This window comes from Paenibacillus jilunlii, from assembly GCF_900102965.1.
Taxonomy (GTDB): Bacteria; Bacillota; Bacilli; order Paenibacillales; family Paenibacillaceae; genus Paenibacillus_AQ; species Paenibacillus_AQ jilunlii.
In genome coordinates this window covers 255,213-273,576 of the sequence record NZ_FNGM01000001.1, presented here as the reverse complement: position 1 = coordinate 273,576, position 18,364 = coordinate 255,213, and the positions used below count along the sequence as shown (strand labels likewise).

The 18,364-nt window shown below is 53.6% G+C and carries 23 protein-coding genes and 1 pseudogene; 6 read left to right on the top strand and 18 right to left on the bottom strand.

The annotated features are described in order from the left end of the window. Nucleotides 1-21 precede the first annotated feature (21 nt). The 6 genes from BLQ82_RS01255 to BLQ82_RS01230 form a co-directional block, all read right to left on the bottom strand. Nucleotides 22-1,230, bottom strand: a complete 1,209-nt coding sequence (locus BLQ82_RS01255) for a M14 family metallopeptidase (RefSeq protein WP_062526631.1) — start codon at nucleotides 1,228-1,230, stop codon at nucleotides 22-24. A 263-nt stretch (nucleotides 1,231-1,493) separates the two neighbouring features. Then, nucleotides 1,494-2,300, bottom strand: a complete 807-nt coding sequence (gene racE, locus BLQ82_RS01250) for a glutamate racemase (protein WP_062526629.1) — start codon at nucleotides 2,298-2,300, stop codon at nucleotides 1,494-1,496. A 238-nt stretch (nucleotides 2,301-2,538) separates the two neighbouring features. Then, nucleotides 2,539-3,006 (bottom strand): YtxH domain-containing protein, encoded by a 468-nt coding sequence (locus tag BLQ82_RS01245; RefSeq protein ID WP_062526627.1) that lies wholly within the window; start codon nucleotides 3,004-3,006, stop codon nucleotides 2,539-2,541. A gap of 102 nt (nucleotides 3,007-3,108) precedes the next feature. Continuing rightward, the gene (locus tag BLQ82_RS01240) at nucleotides 3,109-3,774 is read right to left on the bottom strand and encodes a helix-turn-helix transcriptional regulator (RefSeq protein ID WP_062526625.1); all 666 of its coding nucleotides are present in this window, start codon (nucleotides 3,772-3,774) and stop codon (nucleotides 3,109-3,111) included. Between the two features lie 87 nt (nucleotides 3,775-3,861). After that, complete coding sequence (locus BLQ82_RS01235; RefSeq protein WP_062526623.1) at nucleotides 3,862-4,302, bottom strand: DUF86 domain-containing protein; 441 nt, start codon at nucleotides 4,300-4,302, stop codon at nucleotides 3,862-3,864. Nucleotides 4,303-4,524: 222 nt separating this feature from the next. Continuing rightward, nucleotides 4,525-4,812, bottom strand: a complete 288-nt coding sequence (locus BLQ82_RS01230; RefSeq protein WP_062526621.1) for a Dabb family protein — start codon at nucleotides 4,810-4,812, stop codon at nucleotides 4,525-4,527. 197 nt (nucleotides 4,813-5,009) lie between these two features. Between BLQ82_RS01230 and BLQ82_RS01225 the strand changes: the two genes are divergently transcribed. Both BLQ82_RS01225 and BLQ82_RS01220 read left to right on the top strand, forming a co-directional pair. Continuing rightward, nucleotides 5,010-5,600 (top strand): helix-turn-helix domain-containing protein, encoded by a 591-nt coding sequence (locus BLQ82_RS01225; RefSeq protein ID WP_062526619.1) that lies wholly within the window; start codon nucleotides 5,010-5,012, stop codon nucleotides 5,598-5,600. Nucleotides 5,601-5,813: 213 nt separating this feature from the next. Beyond that, nucleotides 5,814-6,620, top strand: a complete 807-nt coding sequence (locus BLQ82_RS01220) for an MBL fold metallo-hydrolase (protein ID WP_062526617.1) — start codon at nucleotides 5,814-5,816, stop codon at nucleotides 6,618-6,620. A gap of 251 nt (nucleotides 6,621-6,871) precedes the next feature. On the opposite strand, the gene BLQ82_RS01215 is transcribed toward BLQ82_RS01220, so the two are convergent. The 10 genes from BLQ82_RS01215 to rpmG all read right to left on the bottom strand — a co-directional run bounded on the left by BLQ82_RS01215 (nucleotide 6,872) and on the right by rpmG (nucleotide 13,831). Next, nucleotides 6,872-7,519: a class I SAM-dependent methyltransferase gene (locus BLQ82_RS01215; RefSeq protein WP_062526615.1), complete on the bottom strand. Its 648-nt coding sequence runs from the start codon at nucleotides 7,517-7,519 to the stop codon at nucleotides 6,872-6,874. 35 nt (nucleotides 7,520-7,554) lie between these two features. Further along, nucleotides 7,555-7,971: a DUF6157 family protein gene (locus tag BLQ82_RS01210; RefSeq protein ID WP_062526614.1), complete on the bottom strand. Its 417-nt coding sequence runs from the start codon at nucleotides 7,969-7,971 to the stop codon at nucleotides 7,555-7,557. Nucleotides 7,972-8,162: 191 nt separating this feature from the next. Further along, on the bottom strand, nucleotides 8,163-8,432 hold the full coding sequence (rpsN, locus tag BLQ82_RS01205) for a 30S ribosomal protein S14 (RefSeq protein WP_062526885.1): 270 nt from the start codon (nucleotides 8,430-8,432) through the stop codon (nucleotides 8,163-8,165). 42 nt (nucleotides 8,433-8,474) lie between these two features. Beyond that, nucleotides 8,475-9,647 carry a metal ABC transporter substrate-binding protein gene (locus BLQ82_RS01200; protein WP_062526611.1) on the bottom strand — a complete coding sequence of 391 codons (1,173 nt, stop codon included), beginning with the start codon at nucleotides 9,645-9,647 and terminating at the stop codon, nucleotides 8,475-8,477. Between the two features lie 8 nt (nucleotides 9,648-9,655). After that, a complete protein-coding gene (locus tag BLQ82_RS01195; protein WP_062526609.1) occupies nucleotides 9,656-10,504 on the bottom strand; it encodes a metal ABC transporter permease in 849 nt (282 codons plus the stop codon). Further along, nucleotides 10,450-11,157 carry a metal ABC transporter ATP-binding protein gene (locus tag BLQ82_RS01190; RefSeq protein ID WP_062526607.1) on the bottom strand — a complete coding sequence of 236 codons (708 nt, stop codon included), beginning with the start codon at nucleotides 11,155-11,157 and terminating at the stop codon, nucleotides 10,450-10,452. The genes BLQ82_RS01195 and BLQ82_RS01190 overlap by 55 nt, the downstream gene beginning before the upstream one ends. A gap of 16 nt (nucleotides 11,158-11,173) precedes the next feature. Then, nucleotides 11,174-11,407, bottom strand: a complete 234-nt coding sequence (locus tag BLQ82_RS31720) for a hypothetical protein (protein ID WP_062526605.1) — start codon at nucleotides 11,405-11,407, stop codon at nucleotides 11,174-11,176. Nucleotides 11,408-11,858: 451 nt separating this feature from the next. Continuing rightward, nucleotides 11,859-12,173, bottom strand: coding sequence for a hypothetical protein (locus BLQ82_RS01180; protein ID WP_074647585.1), 315 nt, complete (start codon nucleotides 12,171-12,173; stop codon nucleotides 11,859-11,861). A gap of 247 nt (nucleotides 12,174-12,420) precedes the next feature. Continuing rightward, nucleotides 12,421-13,629 (bottom strand): GTP-binding protein, encoded by a 1,209-nt coding sequence (locus tag BLQ82_RS01175; RefSeq protein WP_062526601.1) that lies wholly within the window; start codon nucleotides 13,627-13,629, stop codon nucleotides 12,421-12,423. Between the two features lie 52 nt (nucleotides 13,630-13,681). Continuing rightward, on the bottom strand, nucleotides 13,682-13,831 hold the full coding sequence (gene rpmG / locus BLQ82_RS01170) for a 50S ribosomal protein L33 (protein WP_025705318.1): 150 nt from the start codon (nucleotides 13,829-13,831) through the stop codon (nucleotides 13,682-13,684). A gap of 199 nt (nucleotides 13,832-14,030) precedes the next feature. On the opposite strand from rpmG, the gene BLQ82_RS01165 reads away from it, so the two are divergent. The 3 genes from BLQ82_RS01165 to BLQ82_RS01155 are packed head-to-tail and all read left to right on the top strand — an operon-like array spanning nucleotide 14,031 to nucleotide 16,964. Then, nucleotides 14,031-15,071 carry a CobW family GTP-binding protein gene (locus BLQ82_RS01165; protein ID WP_062526599.1) on the top strand — a complete coding sequence of 347 codons (1,041 nt, stop codon included), beginning with the start codon at nucleotides 14,031-14,033 and terminating at the stop codon, nucleotides 15,069-15,071. Next, complete coding sequence (locus tag BLQ82_RS01160) at nucleotides 15,068-16,057, top strand: permease (RefSeq protein ID WP_062526597.1); 990 nt, start codon at nucleotides 15,068-15,070, stop codon at nucleotides 16,055-16,057. Before BLQ82_RS01165 ends, BLQ82_RS01160 begins: the two co-directional genes overlap by 4 nt. A gap of 31 nt (nucleotides 16,058-16,088) precedes the next feature. After that, nucleotides 16,089-16,964 carry a TIGR03943 family putative permease subunit gene (locus BLQ82_RS01155; RefSeq protein WP_062526595.1) on the top strand — a complete coding sequence of 292 codons (876 nt, stop codon included), beginning with the start codon at nucleotides 16,089-16,091 and terminating at the stop codon, nucleotides 16,962-16,964. On the opposite strand, the gene BLQ82_RS01150 is transcribed toward BLQ82_RS01155, so the two are convergent. Both BLQ82_RS01150 and BLQ82_RS01145 read right to left on the bottom strand, forming a co-directional pair. Next, the gene (locus BLQ82_RS01150) at nucleotides 16,951-17,352 is read right to left on the bottom strand and encodes a NusG domain II-containing protein (protein WP_062526593.1); all 402 of its coding nucleotides are present in this window, start codon (nucleotides 17,350-17,352) and stop codon (nucleotides 16,951-16,953) included. The genes BLQ82_RS01155 and BLQ82_RS01150 overlap by 14 nt on opposite strands. 88 nt (nucleotides 17,353-17,440) lie before the next feature. Further along, nucleotides 17,441-17,629 (bottom strand): DUF6954 family protein, encoded by a 189-nt coding sequence (locus BLQ82_RS01145; protein WP_062526591.1) that lies wholly within the window; start codon nucleotides 17,627-17,629, stop codon nucleotides 17,441-17,443. A gap of 199 nt (nucleotides 17,630-17,828) precedes the next feature. Between BLQ82_RS01145 and BLQ82_RS01140 the strand changes: the two are divergent. Beyond that, nucleotides 17,829-18,229: pseudogene (locus BLQ82_RS01140) on the top strand (hypothetical protein). The last annotated feature ends 135 nt before the right edge of the window (nucleotides 18,230-18,364 follow it).

The following is an 18,364-nucleotide window of genomic DNA, read 5'->3' as shown; positions in this document are numbered from 1 at the left end:
TTTGCAGAAATTGTTTCATTTTTATTTGAAATTTGAAAGGATCGAGGCCAAAATAAGACCGGTCTCCAGCGCCATATCCTCAAAATCAGCCAGCGGCAGCGGATTTTTGCCAACTCCCAGCTCCACAGTGAAGCCGGGCTTGCGGAAGCGCTGGATGAACCAGTCCTTGTATCCCGCATCGCTGCCGGTCAGCTCAACCGCCCGGTAGCCGCTCGCCGCCGCCAGCTGTGCCGCAAGTGCACGGCTCTCCGGCGGCTCATACCCCCGGTAGTTCCAGTAAATCTCTCCTCCCTGGCTGTGCAGCGATACCGCGGCATCGCCGGGGACCCTCTCTGCCAGCTGCGCCAGGGCAGCGGCTTCCGGCTCGCTTAGCGCAGCCGTTCCGCTGTAATCACGCGGCGCGGGTCCAGGCACTCCCCGCCGGGCCTGCTCCTCTTCCCAATGTGCGGGGAACTGGTCGCCCAGATCCACCCCGCGGATGTTGGCCTTCCAGTGCCGGAAGCTGCGCCGTCCACCGTTCCATGCCATCAGCTCTTCATAATACGGGTGGCCGGGCAGTACCCCTTCCTGCACAAGCTCCACCCCATCGGGATTGGCCATGGGCACAGCCCATACCGTCCAGTTGCTGTGCCAGGAGCCGGGGTTATGGCCGTTCCAGTCCTTTCCTTGAGCATATGCCGCCGCATACTGCTCCACAAAAGACAGGAGGCAGGGCGAGGTCAGCCATTCATTCGCATGCAGTGCAGCATTGACATGAAGCTGGCGCGGTCCGCTGCCGATCCGCAGCAGATGCAGCGGCTTGCCAAGCACGCTTGAACCAATAGTTTCATGCTGAAGGAAAGGATACTGGTCCAGCAGTCTGACAATATCCGCCGCCACCTCGGCAGGACCATATTCTCCGCGCAAATGCACCACTTTGTGCGGTGCCGCCGGAGGAATGACCAGCACCTTGCCGGGGGTACACCCGTATGCCGAGCCTACGCCCGGATTCAGCTTTTCAAGCTCATTCACATCCACTCCGAACCAGGCAGCAATGCTCCAGGCATCATCACCTGGCTGTACAGCATAACGTTTGCGCGGAGCGGAAGGCAGAAACAGAATCTGCCCCGGAACTAAATACGGCTGCCTCCCTGCCCACGGGTTCCCCTGTATTACATGCTCCGGTGTGAGTCCATGCCTCGCGGCAATCCGGCTAACCGTATCTCCCCTGCGGGCAATATATTGCTGCATATGCCTCATCCTCTCAGCCCTCTAGTTGGCGTCATCCAATGCCGTCAGCCGGAGAGTTCACGGGAGACATTCGGACACAGCCTTCTTTTCCATTGTATGCACACCGTGCTGTCCACCATGAAAGAATTGATGCGGACAGGAGACCCCTTCATTCCCCCAATTAACAGCAAAGACCGGAACATCGCTGTCCCGGCCTCAAGTTTTGGTTCTAAAACTGCCCCTGGATCAGGGGTTTGTCCCTATTCAACTCACCGCTCCGGTGCTTACAGCGAAGAGACCTGCCACACAACTGGCGTACGCTTAATCTGCTCCCCTAGCCAGTCACGGGCGATCCGCTGGAACATCTCGGCCTCTCCGCTGCAGAAAAACTGGTGGATTGGACTTTCGTCTCCGCTGGCCAGTTGGCCTTTGTCATAGAGGATCGTACTGATTTCTCTGGCTGTCTCATCCGCAGAGCTGATGAGCTTCACCCCTGGCCCCATGACCTTGCCGATGGGCTCCACCAGGAACGGATAATGGGTACAGCCCAGGATCAGGGTATCGATTGGCTCATACTTGATGCCATTCAGCGATTCCGCCACTGCGATATGGCTCTCCTCCGAGCGGAACATCCCTTGTTCCACAAAAGGAACAAGCGCCGGGCAGGCCTGGCTGACGACCTGGACGAATGGGGACAGCTGCTTCAGCGCAGCGGTGTAGGCACCGCTCTTGACCGTGCCGATGGTGCCGATGACGCCGACCTGGCCGGTTTTGGTCGCACTTATGGCTGCACGCGCGCCCGGATGAATGACGCCGATGACGGGAATCGATACTTTGGCTGAGATATAGTCAAGTGCGGCCGCAGTTGCAGTATTGCAGGCGATAACAATCATTTTGGGATTAAATTGAATTAAATAGTCCACAATCTGTTCGGTGAACATTTTCACTTCTTCTGTCGAACGGGGTCCGTACGGGGCTCTTGCGGTATCACCGAAATAAATGATCTTCTCCCGTGGGAGCTGTCTCATCACTTCCTTGACAACCGTGAGTCCCCCCACACCTGAATCTAGTATTGCGATAGCTTGCTGCACGAACACACCGCTTCCTTTTACTTGTTTTGTGTAGCTTATGTAAGGCTAAAACAAAATGTACCTGGGCTCCAGCCCCAATTGCAGATGATACTCCAAAACCCTGAACAGTTCAAGAGCCGCCTTCCGCCAGAATGCGAAAAGCGGCTCTAGGCCGGAAAACATTCACCTTACCTCTCCGCCAAGGAGATACGGCTTCATCGTGCTCTGCAAAAGGCGGATTCACTTTATTACCGCCAGCTTAAGCGATTCCACTGCCGTCTTTGCCGCCAGCTGTGCCATCTTTTACCACAGTGTCAGCAGCTGTATCGGCATCAATCCGGGCTTCCGCTTCATCCGGCGCTGCTTCCGCAGCTTCCTCAAAGGCAATTCCAGCGGTTTCAGTGGCTTCAGCGGTATCGTCTTCTGCAGCAATTCCACTCACCACAACCGCCTTTTCTTCATCAGTCCCGGTATATTGTCTGCTCCATTCCTTGACCTCAATGACCACAGACTCTACCGCGTCTTTGGCTTTGCTGTACAGCTCCGTGCTTTTGTCGCTAGCCGCTCCGGCAATCTCCTGCACTTTGTGGGCCGCTTCCGCAGTTCCTTCAGCAATGTCCTTGCGCAGCTCCTTACCGGCTTTAGGGGCGAACAGCAGAGCCGTTACCGAACCCACCACACTGCCGGCCAGAATCCCCCACAGCAAGCTTTTAGTGTCTTTTTTCATGTCTCATCTCTCCCTTGGATTCTATTTGAGCCTCTGCCCGGCCATCCGGGCGATCGCCTAGTTCTGCTATATCATAAGCAAAGAGAGTTTGTCTTGTGACTGCTATACGCTCATTTCCGGAGATTTGTCTTTCTTGCGGGGAACAATGGCGTACCGGCAGCTCTGTCCGCCTTCAGCCATACATTCCGTGCGTGTAACCTTCGCCCCAAGCAGCTCCTCGAACAGTGCTTGTTCACACTGGCAGGCCTTGCGGTATTGGGTCGCAACCTGGCGGATCGGACAGTTATACTCCTGCATTACATAAGATCCGTCCTCATCCTGATGCCACTCGGCCATATAGCCGCCCGCATTCTGGATGGAGGACAACTCGGCGACACGCTCTTCCAGATTCCGGTTCTCCATCATGGGTCCATACTGGGCCAGCATACGCTTCCTGCGGCCTTCAAACAGAACGTTGACTGCCTCCTGTCCGCTGCCGTGGTCCAGCTCGCGCAGCAGCTCCAGCGCCAGATTATGATAGCTTTTGGGAAAATGGTCTTCCGCCCGCTCTGTTAGTGAATACACATGAAGCGGACGGCCCATTGCCTGGCGGACGACTTTGGTTTTGGCCAGCGCTTCCTGTTCCAGCTGAAGCACGTGACGCCGGACACCCATTTCCGTAATCCCCAGCTCCTCAGCGAGCGCACCGATCGTCAGCGGCCCTTTCATCTTCAGGAGCGTCATAATCATCCGCCTTGTTGATCCGCTTTCCTGCCCCTTCTTCATCATTAAGGACCTCCTTCCTTTCACGGCTGACGCTTGTGTTCACTCCTACATTCCTTGTATATTCAGTAAATCCCGGCTGCTGCCGTAAAGTTACACTGGGGCTTCTGCGCCCAGTTCCTGATCCAGATAGCTCTGCACTGCAGCTGCGAATTGCTCCAGTGCTTCCGGAAGCTGCGCTGTAAGCGGGTGAAGTGATGTCCGGTCCCAGGCGTAGTAGTCCTGAACCAGAGGCTTGCGGAGTGCCACAAGCCGGATCAGCAAACCGTACAGGCTGCTCCCTTCAAAAACCTTTTCCTCATGGATGATAGAAATGATGTCCTCATAGCTTCCGGCATCACGCATAATGAATCCGTCAATCAAAGAGCTGCCTACATCGGTAACGACCTCAATCGCCAAGTGCAGGCATCTTTCCTGAACCAGTCCCGTCAATGTTCCGCCATCCCACGAAGCAGCTGCTGTTCGGAGCCCTTTATTAATATCTGGAATCTGTCCCAGTATAGTTTCGATCTGTTTCCGGTTGACATAGTACACAGTAGACCCTCCAAGTAAGGTAATATGGGGCAAGAGCAGTGATCGGAGTCCGGATTATTTTCCCCGTCTGCCGCGGCGTTTCAGCCAGAACAGCATGATGATGCACGCGGCCAGAAATACGACTAAATAGGTTAACGCTTCCATCGGGTACTCAAGCTCTCGCATAACGTCCCACCTTCCGGTTGTTGATGGCGGTTAGCCGCCGCACTCTCCCGTGTATCTCTAGATTTCGTAATCTACAGCAAATGAAACCTCTTTGACCTCATTGATGTGCGCGATAACCTTCTTATGCTCCGGGTGCACCTGATAGGCCTGTAAATCATCCAGCGAAGCGACCACCGTCACCAGCGCAATATCAAAAGAACGCTCCGAGCGAATGATATCGGCACCTGCCTCGATGGAGAGCAGCTGCGGAATTTTGCCTTCCATGTTCCGGAGCACCGCTACGGTTTCCTGTATTTTTTCCGGAGTCCGGTCCTTTAATTTGAAGAATACAATGTGTTTAATCATCTATATCGCTCCCCGCGTCCTGAATTATAAAATAGATTACTAAAAATATATCATACCAGCATCACTTCTGAAAGAAATTAAGCGCTGGCGGACCACCAAGCATTTCATCTGGACGAAAGCATAACCAAAATGTTAAAGTCATATCAAGCCAAACCAGAATATTTACTCAATTATCAAATCAGTATATCGGAGGAATTATGCCTAATAACCAGCAAGAAACACATAAAATTCAGGCCTGGTCTCTGATCAACCGCAAATATCTTGGACAAGGCGTTCGGGTCAAAAGATTCCGCCGGCCGAAGCGCAGCCAGATCCGTAACCGCGTGCTGCTAGCCGTCCTGATGGCCAAAGACATCAAGCTGTCACGGCTGGCCGAAGAACTCTCCGTCTCTTCGCGCAGCGTCAGCGCCTGGGTATATGAAGGCCGGATTCCTTCCAAAACCAATCTGGACAAGGTCTGCCGTATCCTGGGTTACCCGTCCCATATCTTGTTCAATGAGGCTCTCCTGCGGCAAAGTCCGATTGTGTGCCAGCCTACACCCTCAAGATTTATGAAAAGAGCAAATGCCCGCTCCCCGCACAGCAATGTGATCCTTACAGGACTGTGCATGGTCTATGATTTCTCTGTCACGGATGTCAGCATCTGGATCGGGGTCCATCCCGGAACCTTCCGCAAATGGCTGCATCAATGCCACCTCCCTACGCTGGCGCTGCAGGAAAAGGCCGAGAATTTCTTCCATATTCCGCGCCATATCCTATTCGCTGATTGTGAACTGCGCCAGCCCTGAAGCCGCAAGCTACATACAGCTACTTCCTTGAACTGCTTGTTATAACTACGCCGGCCCTTCTTCCTTTTGGAGAGGGTTTTTTGGCCGTTCAGCATCCTCCCGTTTGTTTTCTTCCTGCAATCCCATTTGTATTTTGTAAAAAAGGCCATACTACAGGATGGCATCACATCTTGGCATTACATTGAACTTAAAAACAATATAGGAGGTACGAGGGTGGAACTGAACGGGATATTAACTTCCGGCTTGACGGATACATGGGAGGCAGCAGAAGGTGTGGCCGGCCTTCGGACTTTGTTTGTCAACGTCGCCTTTGTAGGCCATTCTGTAACGGATTGGATTCTGGTCGACACAGGACTTGGCAATTTCGCAGGGAGTATTTTACGGACTAGCCAGGAATGGTTCGGCAAACCGCCGGCGGCTATTGTGCTGACTCACGGCCATTTTGATCATGTCGGCAACCTGAAGGAGCTTATGGAGGAATGGCCGGGAGTTCCGGTATATGCACACCCTTTGGAGCTGCCTTATCTCACAGGCTCGCAGGATTATCCTCCTGCTGACCCTGCGGTGGGCGGGGGTCTCATGGCAACCGTTTCACCTCTTTATCCGCACAGGGGCATTAATCTGGGGGGAGCTGTACATCCTCTTCCGGAGGATGGCAGTGTGCCCGGAGCGAAGGGCTGGACCTGGGTGCATACACCGGGGCACAGCCCGGGCCACATCTCTCTTTTCCGCCCTGCTGACAAGGTGCTCATCTCCGGGGATGCCGTGATTACTGTCAAGCAGGAGTCGGCTTTTGCAGTCATCGCACAGCATAAGGAACTGCATGGACCTCCGGCCTATTTCACAACAGACTGGGTGGAAGCAGAGAAGTCCGTACGCAAGCTTGCTCTTCTGGACCCCCAGATTGTGCTTCCCGGACACGGCCTGCCTATGGCCGCTCCAGAACTGTCGGCGCAATTTGCCCATTTATGCAAGACGTTTAAGGAGCTGTCTGTCCCTTCCCAGGGAAAGTTCGTATAAGTTTTACTCTATATAAACTGAACTTGTGATTTTTCTGTCTGGGATGGGTCGTGACTTCAGAGAATGTTTGGACTTCCGGCCGCTGCCCATCTGCAGATTTCTTGAATTTATACCGCTGTTCGCGGTGGAAATCCGCAGACTGATTATGCTGAAGATAGCGAGCTTTCCTACGGAAAGCTTTCAGGCGGACGCTACCGCTCCTACAGTTCCAAACTTCTCCTCCGTCACTTCTCCCTAAGTTGTAATAATTTTCAAGTTCTGTTTATATAGACCTCTTTTCTCTTACGGGCGAAGATTTCCCGGAGCAGATACTCATGTGTCCCGCCTCCGGGACTCTGCAATAATTCCTGAAACGTTCCAGTCTCCACTACCTCTGCAGCAGAAAAATGCTCCCGCAGGTCAGCATCGCTGAAAAAGTGGGCGTATTTTCCTTCTTTGTATTCATATGTACCCGGCTCCAGCATCCTCCCATGGCCGTTGTTGGAATCCTCATCGGAAAAGCTGGTAAAATACAGCAGGCCTCCGGGACGGAGCTGCGCAAGACTTGCGTCAATAAGCTGACGGCGTTCTCCGGCAAGAAATAAATGCAGCACATCATAGCAATAGACTGCATCTACCCGGATGTCCAATTGAGGCTCCAATGCCGATCCTTCAATGAACCGGGTTTGGCTGTCCCAATCGGCGGCAAGCTCCAGCGCAGCCCTGCTCAATTCGACGCCATAGGTGTCCAAGTCGGAGGAGAACACCTTGGTGTTCCGTCCGTAACCCGCACCGGGAACCAGGACAGATTGTACTCCCTGCTCAAGGAACCACGCTTTGGCCCGCAAGGCTGACGGACTGGGCTGATCTCCCCAGATCATGCCTTCGCGGGCAAATCTTGTACTCCAATACTGTGACATTTGGTTTGCTCCTTTCTACACCCGGCTTTTCCCTGTCATTTTCTATTGCGCATAGCATTCAGCAGCTTAACCCCGTCCGCGCTCCCGGATGTGTAATGGTCATACTCAGGGGACTCTTTGCCATAAATGGCGATTTTACCCTCAGCGTTATAGTGAATCCCCCAACCGTACTTTTTGGGCAGCATGGAGGCGCGCAGGCAGGGGTGGCTTTTGGAGAACAGTGTTGTCCAGATTTCCTTCCGGCGCTCCGCTCTTTCCTGTTCAGATATCTCCTTATGGCGCACATGCACCTCATACAGCAGCTCTTCATGGGTATAGGCATACGGCGCTCCTGACAGCAGCTCATACTGAATGACGTGGACCGGCGGATGCGGCCGGACGGACACAGGAACAACACCTGTCTCGGCCGGACAATCCACAGCGACGCGGATGAACGTATCGGTATAGCTCATGATCTGGCCTCCTTCATAGTTGGTTATGATTGGTTACACTTGTCTACTATCATAATTCACCCTGCTTTATCAGGCAAAGCCCAAAGCGCCCGGCATAATTGATATTTCTAAAATATACAGTAAAACGGCCGTCCCTCCGCTTAAGCAGAGAAACAGCCGTTTGATGTGAAGCCGGTATGCAGCCGGACCGATTACCAGCTTGATTTGGTGATGCCGGGAATCTGCCCTTTAAGCGCAAGCTCCCGGAACACGATCCGTGAGACATGAAACTTGCTTAAGTAGCCTCGTGGTCTTCCGGAAACGGCGCACCGGTTTTTTTGGCGGGTGGGCGATGAATCGCGCGGCAGCTTTTGGAGGGCCATATAGTCCCCCATTGCCTTCAGATCTCGGCGTTTGTCAGCGAATTTCGCCACCAGCTCCTGCCTCTTCAGTTCCTTGACTATCTTTGATTTTTTAGCCATGCTGCTGCTCCTTTCATACATTAGGTAGGTTCCTGTCGTTCGCTATTCATTCAAAGCGGCCTTCAGCGCTTCAAGATTCTGGCGCATTATGGCAAGGTAATCAAGATTGCTGCTGCGGTCCTCATCGGTTAAGCCTTCGATTGGGTTCAGCACCGCTGACTTGGCGCCGAGTTCCCCGGCAATCGTATCAGCAACACTCGACGATACCAGGGTTTCGAAAAAGATCGTCTTCACCTCATGCGCCTTCGCGAACTCCACAATTTGGGCCATTTGAGCGGCGGAAGGCTCCTGCTCCGGAGAAAGACCGGCAATCGGCACTTGAGTCAGGCCGTACTCTTTGGCCAAATAGCCGAATGCAGCATGCTGGGTAATGAAATCTTTACGCTTCGTATCTTTCAGACCAGCCTTGAAATCCTGGTCGAGCTGCTCCAGCTTGGCGATATAGGCATCGCTGTTCGTCTTGAAGGCAGCGGCATTCTCAGGAGAGGCAGCAGCCAAAGCGGCTTCGATCGTCCGGACCTCCTTGATGGCAAGGGAGGGGGCAAGCCAGACATGCGGATCAAGTCCGCCGTGATCATGGTCGTGGGCATGATCCTCTTTGGCCGGCTCCCCTGCCTCATGGTTATGCCCCGCTTCTTGGGCGTGCCCGCCTGCCTCATGATCATGATCCGCTTCATCAGCATGCCCGCCTGCCTCATGATCATGATCCGCTTCATCAGCATGCCCGCCTGCCTCATGATCATGATCCGCTTCACCGGCATGTTCTTCTTCCTCTTCCACGCCTTCCATAATATCCAGCCCTTTACTGGCCTCTACGGCAACCAGTTGGGTCCCCTTGGCACTATCGATCACCTGCTGTGCCCAGCCCTCCATGCCTGCACCATTATAGACAAGCACATCGGCGGCGGAAATCTCCGCCATATCCTGTGCCGTAGGCTCCCAGTCATGCGGCTCGATTCCGGCCGGAATCAGTGTTTCCACATCGGCCAAGTCGCCGACAATATTTTTGGTGAACTCATACATAGGGTAAAAGCTGACCTTGATATCCAGCTTGTCTGCCTTGACTGCAGCTCCAGCGGCGGCCGGCTCTGCGGCTGCGGATGAAGCAGGGGGAGTCTCTTTCGCATTGCTTGCGGTGTTGCTGCCGCAGCCGGAGACAATCAGCATGGCGGTCAGGGAAAGGACGGCAAGGTGACGGATTTTAACATTCAGCATAGTTCTGTTCAAGCTCCTTTTTCTAATATGGATTTACGGACGCTGCGGCGTTTCTGGAAAGCCAGCAGCTTTTGTACAGCAATTGCGCATAGCAGAAAACACAGTAAAATGAGGGCTATCGTGCCTCCGGGAGGTGTGTTGATATAATAGGAAGCGGTCAGGCCGCTGAAAACGCCCGCAAGGCCAACACCGATTGAAATCAGAATGGCTGCACTAAAGCCCGATGCAACCCTCAGGGCAATGGACGCCGGCAGGACAATCAGCGCTGACACCAGCAGAACACCGACAACAGGCATTGCAGCCGCAACCGTCATCCCCGTCAGCACCGCAAACGAAAAGGACAATAAGCCTGTATGGACACCGCCGATAGAGGCTGTCTCTTCGTCAAAGGTCAGACTGTACAGCGGGCGGCGGAGAATGATGAAATATAACAGTCCTGCGGCGGCCACTATGGCAATCAGCACCAGCTGAGTATCGCTGACAGCGACGATGGAGCCGAACAGATAGGAGCTGAAGCTGCGGCTCAGATTCTGCTTCAGGCTCATCAGCACCACGGCCAGCGCCAGGCCGGAGGTCATTATGATCGCCACCGGCAGCTCGCTGTATGTACGATAAGAACGGCGGAGCTGCTCTATGACCAGTCCGCCCGCTACGGCCACCGCAAATCCGCTAAGCGCCGGACTCAGCTGCAGCACCGAGCCGAGCGCCACTCCGGCCAACGACACATGGGACAGGGTATCGGCCATCAGCACCTGCCTGCGCAGCATCAGATACACGCCCAGCAGCGGACCGATGATGCCGATCAGGCCCCCGGCCCAAAATGCGCGCTGCATGAATTCGTAACCAAGCATTTCCAGCCCTCCTGCTCTTCTCGTTCCAGGCTGATCACCGTGTCCAGATAAGGACGGGTCTCTTCCAGACCGTGCGTGACCATGATGACGGTCCGCCCGTGATTGCTGACATAATGCCGCATCAGCTTGTAAAATCCGCCCCGGCTCCCGGTATCCATGCCCGTTGCCGGCTCATCCAGCACCAGCACCTGCGGCTGCTGCGCCATTGCACGGGCGATGCAGATCCGCTGCTTCTGCCCGCCGGACAGCTCGCCGATCCTGCGGTTGCGGTATTCCCACATGTCCACCTGCCGCAAGCTCCGCTCCACAAGCTCCTCCTGCTCTTTCGTGAAGCGGCCAAACCACCCCAGCCGCGGGTAGCAGCCGGACCGGACCAGCTCGATTACCTTGCTCGGAAATCCGGCATTAAAGGACGCCACCTGCTGCGGCACATAACCAATTACCAGCTTCCCTCCCTCCGCAATCTCCTTGTTTAGCGTGACGGTTCCGCTCCAAGGCCGGAGCAGACCCAGCAGAAGCTTGAGCAGTGTCGTTTTGGCTGCCCCGTTCGGGCCGGTGATGCCGATAAACTGCCCGGCTTCAATATCAAGTGAGAGGTTGTCAATGACCGGTTCACTTCCATAACCGAACACTACATCCTTCATGGATGATAAAATCATGGTGTATGCCCTCCTTTCATAATTTGGTCTCTGCTGGGACAAAGCTGCTGGCGTGGGAGCTGGCGCTTGGCGTTTCGCGTTTGGACATTAGCTTTAGCGTTTCGCATTTGGACGTTGGCGCTTGGCTCTTGGTTTTGGTTTTGGTTTTGGTTTTGGTTTTGGTTTTGGTTTTGGTTTTGGTTTTGGTTTTGGTTTTGGTTTTGGTTTTGGCTTTGGCGTTAAAACGGTAACTTTTTGTTCGACTTCCCAACACTCCTGCGACTTCTCGCTGCTTACCAGCGACTTGTCAACGCTAATGAGACTTTCTGATGCTCACCTGAGACTTTCACTACTCGCCTGGACCTCCCAACACTCCTGAGGCTTTATAAGGCTTGCTTGCGACTAATGCTCTTCACTAACATTTTTTCTTTCTTGTATCTGTCATTTATCTTCAGTATATTATTCGTAAACATTACGCATTAACTCCAATGATATTATCGTAATTATTACGATTTGTAAACACAAAACCAATAATTAATTGTAATCATTATTATTAAAGACAAAGATCCTCTTAAAACAACCCATGAACTGAACGAACCTGTGTGCCCGATAAAATTAGGATTGAATGAGAAACAGAATGTTGAATAACAAACTAGATGCCTCCCTTTCACAAATAAGGAGGGACCACCATTGTAACCTGCATACTTCTTCTACCCGGATTATTAACTCATTCCACCCTTTTCCCCATACGCAGCCAATTCAAAAGCACTTTTACCTCTCATTCCACCCTTTTCCCCATACGCAGCCAATTCAAAAGCACTTTTACTCTTCATTCCACCCTTTTCCCCATACGCAGCCAAATCAAAAGCACTTTTACCTCTCATTCCACCCTTTTCCCCACACGCAGCCAATTCAAAAGTACTTTTACCTCTCATTCCACCCTTTTGCCCGCATTCAGCAAAATCAAAAGCACTAATACCTTTCATTTCACCCTTTTGCCCATATGCAGCCAATTCAAAAGCACTTTTACCTCTCATTCCACTCTTTTCCCCACACGCAGCCAAATCTTCAACAGCACTTTATTGTCCGCCCCAGTGATCCCGCACACGGCGCATACGTATCATCAACTATCCGAGTGACCCGCATATTTTTTAATCAATAGCTGGCTGCGCACCACAAAAGCCGGGATCACGAGACTCCTGATCCCGGCCCAAACCGGTCCTGCCTTGCAATCAAGTCAAGCCCCAGATCCCGGTGTTGACTTTGCTCTTGTCTCAAGCTTGCTTACTCTGGAGAAGCCGTTAAAAACTCTTCCGCCGGCCAAGGAAGCGGGTTGTTCAAGCGGCTCCAATCCTGCTGCATCTCTTCTTCATTCAGCAGGCATCTGTCCAGCCGGGCTTCAATGTCGGCCCGGTTCATGCCGACGCCGATAAATACGACCTCATTCATACGGTCGCCCCAAGTCCCGTCCCATCTGGCCTTCATATCCGGCTCCGTGGCAAGCACCTCAAGCTGCTGTTCTTCAGGCAGCGTTGCCAGCCAGTAGCCGGCAGGACCGAACTGGATGGACGGCCCCGCCTGGCTGAGGCTGGCGGCAAGGTCACCCTTCGCTGCCAGCCAGACCAGCCCTTTGGCCCGCACTACCTCCTCCGGCCAATTGCTGAAAAAGAAGCTTAGCCGCTGCGGATGAAAGGGCACTCTCCGGCGGTAGACGAAGGAGCTGATGCCGTATTCTTCAGTCTCTGGTGTATGCTCCTCCTTGTTCAGCTCGGCGATCCAGCCGGAGGACATGCTTGTTCGTTCAAAATCGAACCGCCCTGTATTCAGGACCTCCCTGGGATCAACGATCCCCTTGACGGTCCGGATGATTTTGGCAGCGGGCTGCAGCTTGCGCAATATGGCCTCAAGCTTGTTCAGCTCCCCTTCTTCCACCAGGTCGCATTTATTCAACAGCAGCACATCACAGGTTTCAATCTGATCAATCAGCAGGTCAACGATATCGCGGGAATCTCCTTCTCCAGCGGTAGTGCCACGGTCAACCAGGCTGTCGCCGGAACCGAAATCATGCCAGAAACGGTTGGCATCGACCACTGTAACCATAGTGTCGAGCCGGGCCAACGCGGTAAGATCAATATCCAGCTCGGGATTGGCATAGGTAAACGTCTGGGCGACCGGCACCGGCTCGCTGATGCCGGAGGACTCGATCAGAATATAATCGAACCGCCCGTCTGCCGCCAGAGTATGGACCTCACGCAGCAGGTCATCACGCAGGGTGCAGCAAATGCAGCCATTCGACATTTCAACCAGCTTCTCCTCTGTCCGGGAAAGCGTGTTGCCGGATTTCACCAGGCCCGCATCCACATTCACCTCGCTCATGTCATTAACAATCACGGCCACCTTCAAGCCGTCGCGGTTGTGCAGAATGTGGTTGAGCAGTGTGGTTTTGCCTGAGCCCAGATAGCCGCTGAGCACAGTAACAGGAATTGGTTTCATAGGTTCTCCTTCATTTCAGATCTTATAGTTGCAGCTTGTAATTTCCGGCGGATCAACGGGTCTCACGGTGCAGCGTAACCCGTTTCAGGCGGGGACTGTATTTTTTCATCTCGAGGCGTCCCGGCTGGGTTTTCTTGTTTTTGGTGGTGGTGTAATTGCGGTCGCCGGTTTCTGTACAGGCAAGGGTCACGATAACTCTCAAAAAGATCAGCTCCTTTTCATCTAATCGTAATTATTACGATTTACACATTCTACATGTTTGATCCGCCAAGTGTCAACCATAGACGCGCAAAATTACAACTCTCTTTAATTTGTGGTCTTTCCGGGAGAGCAAGTACGTATAGATAGATTATGAAAATATGATTCTTGCAATTGCAGGAACAAAAGCGGGAGGGAGAACTATGAAGATACCGGTAATCATCCTTGGAGGTTTTCTGGGGAGCGGGAAAACAACACTGCTGCTGTCGCTGCTCAAGGAGAGCAAGGCCAGGGGGCTTACTCCCGGCATTGTGATGAATGAGCTCGGCAAAAAGGATGTGGATGGTTACATTCTGCAGGAACATGCCGGTGCAAATGTGGAAAAACTGCTGGACGGCTGCGTCTGCTGCAGCCGCAAGGATGAGCTGCCAAGGACTCTGGAGCTGCTGCTCGCCCGGCGGCCGGATGTGATCTATATCGAGCTTACCGGGGTGGCCAATCCCGAGGAAATTGCCAAATCCCTTCTGGAGCCTGCGCTGAGCGGGCGGCTCGTGCTGCACTATTCCATTACCGTGCTGGATGCAGAAAACGTGCTGGAATACGGCAGCCGCTTCTCCGCCGATAAGCAGCTCGTGCGGACGCTGCGCCGGCAGCTCTCCAGCGCCGGTCTGATCATCGTTAACAAAAGTGATCTGGTCGAACCGGAAACCTTATGGCGCATTGAAAAAATGGCCAGCCGCTATAATACGGACGCCGAGATTGTATTCACACATTACAGTAAAATCAACCTCTCTCCGCTGCTGGCAGGAATTGCACCCCAAGAGCAGCGCACTCCGGCTCTGCAGCGCGGAAGCCGGGAAATAAACGGTATGGCACTTAAGCGGATCAACAGTGCGGTCAGCGGTCACGGAGCAACCGCGGTGCAGGAGCCGGAATCCGCGCACGAGACCTCTTATTCGCAGGTGGCGGCTGTAACGCTGACCTTTCCGCCGGGAGCGGCAGACGGAGTCCGGCCGGAGCTGCTGGAGGGCTTTTTCCGGGAGTGGGGGGACAGCCTGGTAAGAGCCAAGGGGCATGTCCGGCTGGCGGGGCGGGACGGGGTCCAGCTAGTGCAATATGCCGGAAACCGCTGCAACTGGGAATTTTCACGGTATCCCGGGCAGCCGTATGTGGTGTTCATCGGACTCAATCTGGATGAGAAGCAGCTGACCGACCGCTGGTCCGCCTTGTTCTATCAGCCTTGACCCTCTTTTCGCCGCTCAAAGCACTGCCGCTGCTGATCCCTGCCGCTTTTCTGATTACCGCCTGCATTCTCTGGCTTCCCGGCCACCCGCAGGTACTGAACAACGCCTACACCGGGGCCTTTAAAACCGGCTTCATCGGCATTCTGCTGGAAGCTTTGCCGTTTGTGCTTCTAGGCGCATTGCTCTCTTCGCTGCTTCGCGTTTTCGTGCCGGATGAGATGATCTCCCGCTGGATTCCGCGGCGGCCGCTCCCGGCCATCCTGTTCGGCTGCTTGCTCGGCATCCTCTTCCCCGTATGTGAATGCGGGATGATTCCGCTGGTCCGCCGCCTGATGCACAAAGGCATGCCGCTGTATGTGGCTATCGTCTTCATACTCTCCGGTCCGATTCTGAATCCGGTCGTGTACGGGGCCACACTGACGGCCTTCCGCGCCCATCCGGAGCTGGCGTATGCCCGGATGGGTCTCGCTTTTATTGTAGCTGCTGTTATCGGGCTTGCAGTCTATGCCACCGTCCGCAAAACACCGCTTCGGCTCTCCATCGCCCGTGAAAGCGGGGAACCCCATGAGCGGAGCACACGCGGAGGCAAGCTGGTTGCCGTCTTCGTGCATACATCGGACGAGTTTTTTGAAATGGGCAAATACCTGATTATCGGCTGTCTGCTTACCTCCGGCATCCAGACCTTTATGGACCAAGGCAGTCTGGCCGCCATTGGCGGGAAGCCGCTCGGCTCCTACCTGTTCATGATGGGACTGGCTTATGTGCTCTCGCTGTGCTCCACCTCGGATGCTTTTGTGGCTTCCACCTTTCTGCATACTTTTCCAAGCGGCTCCCTGCTGGCCTTCATGGTGCTCGGACCGATGCTCGATTTCAAAAACTCGCTGATGCTGCTCTCGCTCTTTAAGACCAAATTTGCGCTTTACTTGTTTTTCATGATCGTCTCTACCGTGTTTATCGGTTCTGTTCTAGCCTCTCTGTGGCTATGACACGCACAAGAACGTTCAGGAGGTCCGCCGCATGAATGACTCCCGGAGCATCCGGATGCACTATGGATTCAGGGCGCTGCTGCTGCTGCTCTTCGCGCTCTATATCGGGCACCTGGTCCAGCAGGATGCGCTGCATTATTATGTCGCCCCCAAGCTGGCACGCTGGATTCGCCTCTGCCCGGTTCCGCTCTCGCTGATGGCGCTGAGTCTGGGAATCCAGGCTTTATTCGGCAAAAGCGCAAGGCTCTGTGACTGCGAGCACCGCCTGCCGCGTTCCGGGCTGAACAGCGTTATGCTGTACGGCCTGTTTCTTTTCCCGCTGCTGCTCGGCTTCCTGCTCCCTGACCGTTCGCTCGGCAGTGCGGCAGCCGCCAAAAAAGGCATGGCCCTATCCTACGTTGCCGATGAAGCCGCTGAACATGTAAAGTTCAACGCCGCCAGCCCCTACCTTGAGGAGTTCGCCGAGCTCGCCGGGAAGCTGTATGCCCAGCCGGTCATTCAGGTGTATCCGGAAATATTCTCCGAAACTTTGGGAGCCATCGACTTGTACAAACAGCAATTCGAGGGCAGATCCATTACGGTAACCGGCTTCCTGTATCAGGAGAACAAGGACGGAACCCCTAAATCGTATGCTGTAAGCCGCTTTCTGGTTCAGTGCTGCACAGCGGACGCAACTCCGTTGGGCATCCTCCTGGACCCCCGAACGCAAATAAGCCTGCCCGCCGACACCTGGATTGAGGTTCGGGGCAAGCTTCATATTTCGACCTATATGGGCAAGGAAGTTATCCAAATCACACCAGAGGCAATTATTCCCGTCCCCCAGCCTTCCACTCCATACGTCTATACCAATGCCGACTCGGCAGCTGCCTGGGCTGAAATCCAGCAATCCGGGCTCAAGGCTGAATAACCGCATCCAGCTCATTATCGTCATTGATAGACCGGTGCGGATTAATGACTTCCACCATCAGCCGCGCCGGAATACAGAGGATCTGCTGCTTAGGTCTGGAGATAAACCCCATGTCGAGGGCAATCGGGAGCGGGGCATCCGAGTAGGTCATACGAATTCCGTAGTCATATACTTTTAGGATGTTGTGGCCAAACTTTGTTTGGATATCGATCATTTGCTCTTCCTTGGTCAAGGATACCGTCCTGTACTCCATGCCGTCCACTGTAATTACTGCCTTCAATTCACCTTGTGCATAATGTTCGTTATGGTCCTTATAAGCCTTGATTCCGTATAGGGAACCGGCCACCAGCAGCACCACAAGAATAAGAATCATATCACCGCGTTTCATGTGTGGATATTCCGCTACCTTCCTACTGGCTGAATTATATTCGTAACTATTACGATTAATTCAAATATAGCCAGGCCGCGGCAGTTTGTCAACGCCTGCGCAACCATTTCAAGATGATCCGCAGCCCAACTGTGACCGCAGCGTAAATCAGGAGCACCACAATTAGTGTAAGCAGCCGCTCTCTCCCAGAGCCGTCGGCGAACAGCACCGGACCGAGACCAAAAAATGTTATCAAAATATACAGCACAGCAAACAGCGCATACAGCAGCCCTCTCATTCACTTGCCCCCCTTTCAATTTAGTTGAATGAAATGGTAATACCCGCTATAATAACCAAAAAGGCCGTGAAGCACACGCCGCTTAACTGCACATCCGTCCGGAAATGTCTGGAGGGATTGGAGTTAAGCGGCTTTTCTTTTGTCTTGCAAGTATAACTCAAGTAATCCGGATGTTATTTACAATCAGGAGGGATTTAGAATGACACGGTTTGAGCAGCAATATGCAGCGCGGATGCACTCAAATATAGAGGCGGAAAAGGGGCCGCGGAGGCTGGAGTTGTTAGAAAAAGGGCTGGGGCATGGTATGGTTGAATTTCTCCGCTGCGTCTGGTTTCCGGTTGCAGGCAACTTTAATGACTTATTCCCGGAGTGGGAGGTCCGCGATTTTGGCAACAGCTATCGTTATTGCCTACCCTTCGATCACCGGCGAACCCAAGCAATGTCAGCAGCTTGTGGCTACTAAGACCGCTGACACCGCTTGAACTGGCCCAGCATCTCGGAGAGAGTGACCGCCAAGCCAGGCGGCCCCTCCATGATCTAGTAGAACTGCAAATGCTGGATTCCGGAAGTCTTGTCAAATGCTCCAAAACCTGCAAATAACGGCTCTACAGTCCACAACAGTTGTAGTACTGATCTTCAGAGACTTCGGCCCTTCTCAGCAAACCACCAGTCTCCTCAGAGGCATTACGGCTTTTCTCAGCAACACGCCATTATATCAAAACAGCAAATAACACT